At 70.8% G+C, this 6058-nt stretch carries 6 protein-coding genes and 1 pseudogene; 6 read left to right on the forward strand and 1 reads right to left on the reverse strand.

The genetic code is table 11. The features are described 5' to 3' along the window. The first annotated feature begins 172 nt into the window (after positions 1–172). From ABZV38_RS39190 to proC, 5 genes and pseudogenes are all read left to right on the forward strand, one after another. Positions 173–709 carry a hypothetical protein gene (locus ABZV38_RS39190; protein WP_356333608.1) on the forward strand — a complete coding sequence of 179 codons (537 nt, stop codon included), beginning with the start codon at positions 173–175 and terminating at the stop codon, positions 707–709. A gap of 24 nt (positions 710–733) precedes the next feature. Then, a pseudogene (locus ABZV38_RS39195) lies at positions 734–1518 on the forward strand (methyltransferase domain-containing protein). Between the two features lie 102 nt (positions 1519–1620). Continuing rightward, entirely contained in the window at positions 1621–2388 is a 768-nt protein-coding gene (locus tag ABZV38_RS39200; RefSeq protein ID WP_356333611.1) for an ABC transporter ATP-binding protein, read from the forward strand. Then, positions 2385–3206: an ABC transporter permease gene (locus tag ABZV38_RS39205; protein WP_356333613.1), complete on the forward strand. Its 822-nt coding sequence runs from the start codon at positions 2385–2387 to the stop codon at positions 3204–3206. Before ABZV38_RS39200 ends, ABZV38_RS39205 begins: the two co-directional genes overlap by 4 nt. A 76-nt stretch (positions 3207–3282) precedes the next feature. Beyond that, the gene (gene proC / locus ABZV38_RS39210; protein WP_356333615.1) at positions 3283–4092 is read left to right on the forward strand and encodes a pyrroline-5-carboxylate reductase; all 810 of its coding nucleotides are present in this window, start codon (positions 3283–3285) and stop codon (positions 4090–4092) included. Positions 4093–4095: 3 nt separating this feature from the next. Here the strand turns inward: proC and ABZV38_RS39215 are convergent, their stop codons facing one another. Continuing rightward, on the reverse strand, positions 4096–4683 hold the full coding sequence (locus ABZV38_RS39215) for a cysteine hydrolase family protein (protein WP_356333617.1): 588 nt from the start codon (positions 4681–4683) through the stop codon (positions 4096–4098). 74 nt (positions 4684–4757) lie between these two features. Here ABZV38_RS39215 and ABZV38_RS39220 point away from each other — a divergent pair, with 74 nt between their 5' ends. Then, positions 4758–5774, forward strand: a complete 1017-nt coding sequence (locus tag ABZV38_RS39220) for a helix-turn-helix domain-containing protein (RefSeq protein WP_356333619.1) — start codon at positions 4758–4760, stop codon at positions 5772–5774. The last annotated feature ends 284 nt before the right edge of the window (positions 5775–6058 follow it).

The following is a 6058-nucleotide window of genomic DNA, read 5'->3' on the forward strand; positions in this document are numbered from 1 at the left end:
CCCCTGGCGGCCCCGGGCGACCTGTCGGCGCGGGGGGCCGACGCGCACGCGCCGCGGATCAGGCCGCCGCCGGGCCGACTCGCGGCCGAGACCGGACAGTGCGGCCCCGCCCCGCACCCGGGGCAGCGCCACCGCAGCTACCTACCGTCGTCTCCCGGGGATAATCGACCTCGTGAGCGAGAACAGCGAAGCCCCCAGCGGCCCCGAGTCCGGATCCACCGCCCCCGGCCCGCAGCCCGAGCCGATCCGCTTCTTCGGCACGACCTGGGTCGAGCACGACGGTCATTACGGGCTCCGCCGCGCCGGCGTCGCCCTCGGCTCCCTCGCCGCGGCCGTCGCCTCCTGTTTCGTGCTCCGCTTCGCCTACCAGGGCCTGGAGATCGCCGATGTCGGCAGCCTCGTCGGCATCCTGGTCGTCCTGATGTTCGCCATCTGCAGCGCCGTCGCCTTCCGCAAGACCTGGGAAGGGTTCAGCGGCCGCTCCGCCGACCAGGCCCGCGAGGACAGCCTGCGCGGTCTGAAGACGATCGGCTTCATCGGCTCGCTGCTTGCGTACTTCTTCCGCTCGCTCCTGGAGGCGCCGGGCGAGAAGCTACGGCGTACGGAGTACGAGGCGGCCCTCGCCCGGTACGCGAAGCGCCGCTCGACGAGGACCGGAAACCCGGCGGGCCGCAAGACGGCCAAGGCCAGGAAACCCCGGCGCAAGTAGCCCCACCCGGGCGACGATGCCCCCATGCCCCACACGGACCCGCCCACCCCCCCCCGCCACACTCGCCACCCGCACCCCCGCGCCCTCTCCTTCGACCGGGCCGCCGCCCAGTACGCCGCGGCCCGCCCCGGCTACCCGCCCGCTCTCTTCACCACGGTCGAAGAGCTCACCGGCCGCCCCCTGCGCGGCGCCCGCACTCTCGACATCGGCGCCGGCACCGGTATCTCGACCCGCCTCCTCCACGACCGGGGGCCCACGTCACGGCCGTCGAGCCGGGCCCCGGCATGGCGGCGGAACTCCACCGGTTGCTCCCACAGATCCCGATCGTGCGCGGCGACGGCAACCGCCTGCCCTTCGCCGGCGCCTCGGCCGATCTGATCACGTACGCCCAGTCCTGGCACTGGACCGACCGGGCCCTCGCCACCCACGAGGCCCTCCGCGTACTGCGCCCCGGCGGCGCCCTGGCGCTCTGGTGGAACGTCTCCGACCACTCCGTCCCCTGGATCGCCGAGCAGGATGCCCGCCTCCGGCGCTTCTTCGGCGCCGACGACAGCGCCCACGGTTCGCCCGCCCGCACCCGCGACCTGCCGACCGGGCTCGGCTTCGTGCACCGCACGGTGCCCTGGACCCGCCGGGTGTCGATCGACACCCACCTCGCCAACCTCGGCAGCCACTCCGCCTTCCTTGTCGTCGGCGAGGAACCCGCCCGCCGATTCCTCACCGAAGAGCGTGACCGTCTGGCGGAGCTCTTCCCGGACGGCAAGGTCGAGGAGAGCTACGTCGTCGACCTCAGCGTGGCAACGCGCTGACCGTCACGCCGAAGCGAGGGCCCCCACCCGTCCCCGACAGCCCCACGCCCGTACCGCAAGGTCTCTTGACGTGGCGGCGTCACGAGGATCAATATTCATCACATGATGAATTCTTCGGGCGTCGCCATCGCGGCCCGTGGCCTCACCGTCGTACGAGGCAATCGAACGGTCTTGCGCGGTCTCGACTTCACCGTCGAACCGGGCAGGATCACCGGCCTCCTCGGCCCTTCTGGCTGCGGCAAAACCACCCTGATGCGAGCTGTCGTCGGCACTCAGGCCAAGGTCACCGGCACCCTCGACGTCCTCGGCACTCCTGCGGGCCACCCCACCCTCCGCCCGCGCATCGGGTACGTCACCCAGGCACCGTCGGTCTATACCGACCTCAGTGTCCGGCAGAATCTCGACTACTTCGCGGCCATCCTCCAGCCGGGCCGCGGACACCGGGACGCCCGCCGGGCCACCGTCGCCCGGGCCATCGCCGATGTGGACCTGACCAGCCACGCGGACGCCCTCGCCGGTACCCTCTCCGGCGGCCAGCTCACCCGTGTCTCCCTCGCCGCCGCCCTGCTCGGCACTCCCGAACTCCTCGTCCTCGACGAACCGACGGTCGGGCTCGACCCGGTACTCCGCCGCGATCTGTGGAACCTCTTCCACAGCCTCGCCGCCGACCACGGCACCACGCTCCTCGTCTCGTCCCACGTCATGGACGAGGCCGAGCGCTGTCACCGCCTGCTCCTCATGCGCGAGGGCGAGATCCTCGCCGACGGCACCCCCGAGGCGCTGCGCACCGACGCCCGCACCGCCACCGTCGAAGAAGCCTTCCTCCACCTGGTCGACGAGGCCGCCACCCGTCAGGAGAACGCCCGATGAGCTCGACGAACACGCCGCAGCAGGCCCCAGTCACCCCGCAGCTCACCGCCGCCCCCCACGCGCAACCCAAGCCCCGGGCCCTCAGCTCCGCCCGCACCCTCGCCACCGCCGGCCGCGTGCTGCGCCAGCTGACCCACGACCCGCGCACCGTAGCGCTGCTGCTCCTCATCCCGGTCGTGATGATCACGCTGCTGCGGTACGTCTTCGACGGCAGCCCGCGCACGTTCGACGCGATCGGTGCCTCACTGCTCGGCATCTTCCCGCTGATCACGATGTTCCTGGTGACGTCGATCGCCACCCTCCGCGAACGCACCTCGGGCACCTTGGAACGCCTCCTTGCCATGCCGCTGGGCAAGGGCGACCTGATCGCCGGTTACGCCCTGGCGTTCGGCGCCGTCGCGATCCTCCAGTCCCTCCTGGCCACCGCGCTCTCGGCCTGGGTGCTCGGCCTCGACGTGATCGGCTCCCCCTGGCTGCTGCTCCTCGTCGCCCTGCTCGACGCCCTGCTCGGCACGGCACTCGGCCTGTTCGTCTCCGCCTTCGCCGCATCCGAGTTCCAGGCCGTCCAGTTCATGCCCGCCGTGATCTTCCCGCAGCTCCTGCTCTGCGGTCTGTTCATCGCACGCGACCGGATGGCGCCCTTCCTCGAAGCCCTCTCGAACGTCCTGCCCATGTCCTACGCGGTCGACGGCATGAACGAAGTCCTCCATCACACCGACATCACCGGCAACTTCGTCCGTGACGTCCTGGTCGTGGCGGGCTGCGCCCTCCTCGTCCTCACCCTCGGCGCAGCCACCCTCCGCCGCCGCACCGCCTAGGGCCCCGGTGCGAGGATGGCGGCGACGACGTACCACCAGAACCGCGTACCACCGCACCGTCCGGAGGGTGAACCGCATGACCCACACAGTCGCAGTCCTCGGCACCGGCAAGATCGGCGAGGCCCTGCTCAGCGGCATGATCCGGGCGGGCTGGCGTCCCGCCGACGTGCTGGTCACCGCCCGTCGCTCCGAGCGTGCCGAGGAACTCCGTACCCGCTACGGCGTCGAGTCCGTCACCAACGCCGAGGCCGCCAAGCGCGCCGACATCCTCATCCTCGCGGTCAAGCCCCAGGACATGGGCCGGCTCCTCGACGAGCTCACCCCTCACGTCACCGCCGACCGCCTGGTCATCAGCGCCGCCGCCGGCATCACGACCGGCTTCATCGAGGACCGCCTCGCTGCGAGGACTCCGGTCGTACGTGTCATGCCGAACACCCCCGTCCTCGTGGACGAGGGCATGTCCGTCATCTCCGCCGGCAGCCACGCCACCACCGAACACCTCGCCGCCACCGAAGAGATCTTCGGCGGCGTCGGCAAGACCCTTCGCGTCCCCGAGTCCCAGCAGGACGCGGCGACCGCGCTCTCCGGCTCGGGGCCTGCGTACTTCTACTTCCTCGTCGAGGCGATGACCGACGCGGGCATCCTGCTCGGTCTGCCCCGCGCCCAGGCCCACGACTTGATCGTGCAGGCCGCCATCGGCGCCGCGGTGATGCTCCGCGACAGCGGTGAACACCCGGTCAAGCTCCGCGAAGCCGTCACCAGCCCGGCAGGCACCACCATCAGCGCCATCCGCGAGCTGGAGAACCATGGCGTGCGCGCCGCCCTGATCGCCGCCCTCGAAGCAGCCCGCGACCGCAGCCGCGAGCTGGCCTCGGGCAACGGCTGAGCCTCACTTCCTCGCGGCCGCCACCAGCTCCGCAGTCGCCACGACCTTCGCGAACCCGCCGCTGTGCAGCGTCACAGCGGTGGCCCGCGCCAGCTCGTCCGCGCTCAGTTCCCACCCCCACGGCCCGACCGCGTCGAACGTGTACGTCGCATCGAGCGCGAAGAGCACCTCGTACCCGAGATTCCCGCCCATCCGCGCCGTCGTCTCCGCGCACATATTGGTCTGGATCCCGGCGACCACGATCTGCCGCACTCCGCCCTCGCTCAGCCACGCACCCAGATCGGGCGTCCCGTAGAAGGCGGAATTGACGGTCTTCGTCAGAAACAGCTCGGGCCCACTGCCCTTCCCCCGGCGCTCCTCCACGTATCCCTTGAAAGCGTTCCCCGGGTATCCGGGCCGCAGCGGCGAATCCGGCTTCGTCGAGTCATGCCGTACGAACACGACGGGGCGCCCGCTCCCCTGCCACGCATCGATCAGCTCGGCGATGTTCCGGTCCGCCTCGGGATTGTTCCGCGGCCCCCAGTGCCCCTCCTCCTCAAAACCTTCCTGCACGTCCACCACGACCAGCGCTGCGTTCTCTGCAATCTCCATGAGAACGATGCTGCCGCCTCGCGCCTGTATCACCCAGGGGTCAAAAAGCCATCGATCGATGTTTTACTGCCACCATGGCGCCCAGACACGTTCCCGCCCCCGCCCGCATCGCCCTCGTCTCGTTCCCCGGCGTCCGGGCGTTCGACGTCTCGGTCATCACCGAGGTCTGGGGTGTGGACCGCACCGACCGCGGCGTACCGCCCTTCGACCTTCGCCGCACCGCCGCCGACCCGGACCCCATTCCCCTGCGCGGCGGTCTCTCCCTCACCCCGGACCGCACCCTCGCCTGGCTGACCCGCGCCGACCTGATCGTCGTCCCCGGCCTCGACGACCACCTGACACCCGCCCCCGCCCCGGTCCTGGAAGCCCTCCGCCTCGCCCACGCCCGCTCCACGCCCATTGCCGCGCTCTGCGGCGGCGCGTTCACCCTCGCCCAGGCAGGCCTCCTCGACGGCCGCCGGGCCATCACCCACTGGAACCTCACCGGCCTCCTCCGCGCCCACCACCCCCGCGTGACGGTCGTCCCGGACGCGCTGTTCCTCCATGACGACAACATCTGGACGTCAGCGGGCACCGCGGCCGGTATCGATCTCTGCCTTCATCTCGTCCGTACGACCCATGGCGCGGAAGCCGCAGCAGCGATCGCCCGTTCGATGGTCACAGCCCCGTTCCGCACGGGAACCCAGGCCCAATTCATCGAGCACCCCACCCCGCACACCGACCAGGATGCCGACACCCTCGCCGCGGTACGGGCCTACGCCCTGACCCACCTGGCCGAACCGCACACGGTGGCCGGCCTCGCCGCCCGCGCCGGCATGTCCCCCCGCACCTTCGCCCGCCACTTCCAGGCGACGACGGGCACCACACCCCTGCGCTGGTTGATCACTCAGCGCATCGCCGCAGCTCAGAAGCTCCTGGAGCGCACCGACCTCCCCCTCCCCGAGGTGGCCCGCCGTACGGGCTTCGGCAGCGAGATCACGATGCGCCAGCACTTCGCCACGCACCTGGCCACCAGCCCCCGCGACTACCGACTGGCCTTCCACCACACCCCGGACCAGCCAGAGGTTGACACGGCCCGTTCGCATCCGTAGTGTGCTCCGAGTTGTCCGACGTGAGCGCCGACCCCGGTCGGTCCCCGGACAGCCATTCCGCAGTAACCACAACGAGCGAGCGACGCGTGTCGCCCGACTTTCCGTGCGCATTTGCGAAATGAAGAATCCGCGTTCGAAGGAGCGTGACCCCGATTAGCGTCGGGGCCCGGGATTCGCTAAAGTCTCACTCGTCGGAACGGCCCAACAGCCGGGAAGGCAAGCCCCACTGACTGGGAATCAGGCCCGAAAGGATCTGATAGAGTCGGACTCGCCGGAAAGGGAAA

The organism is Streptomyces sp. NPDC005181 (assembly GCF_040608395.1).
Classification (GTDB): Bacteria; Actinomycetota; Actinomycetes; order Streptomycetales; family Streptomycetaceae; genus Streptomyces.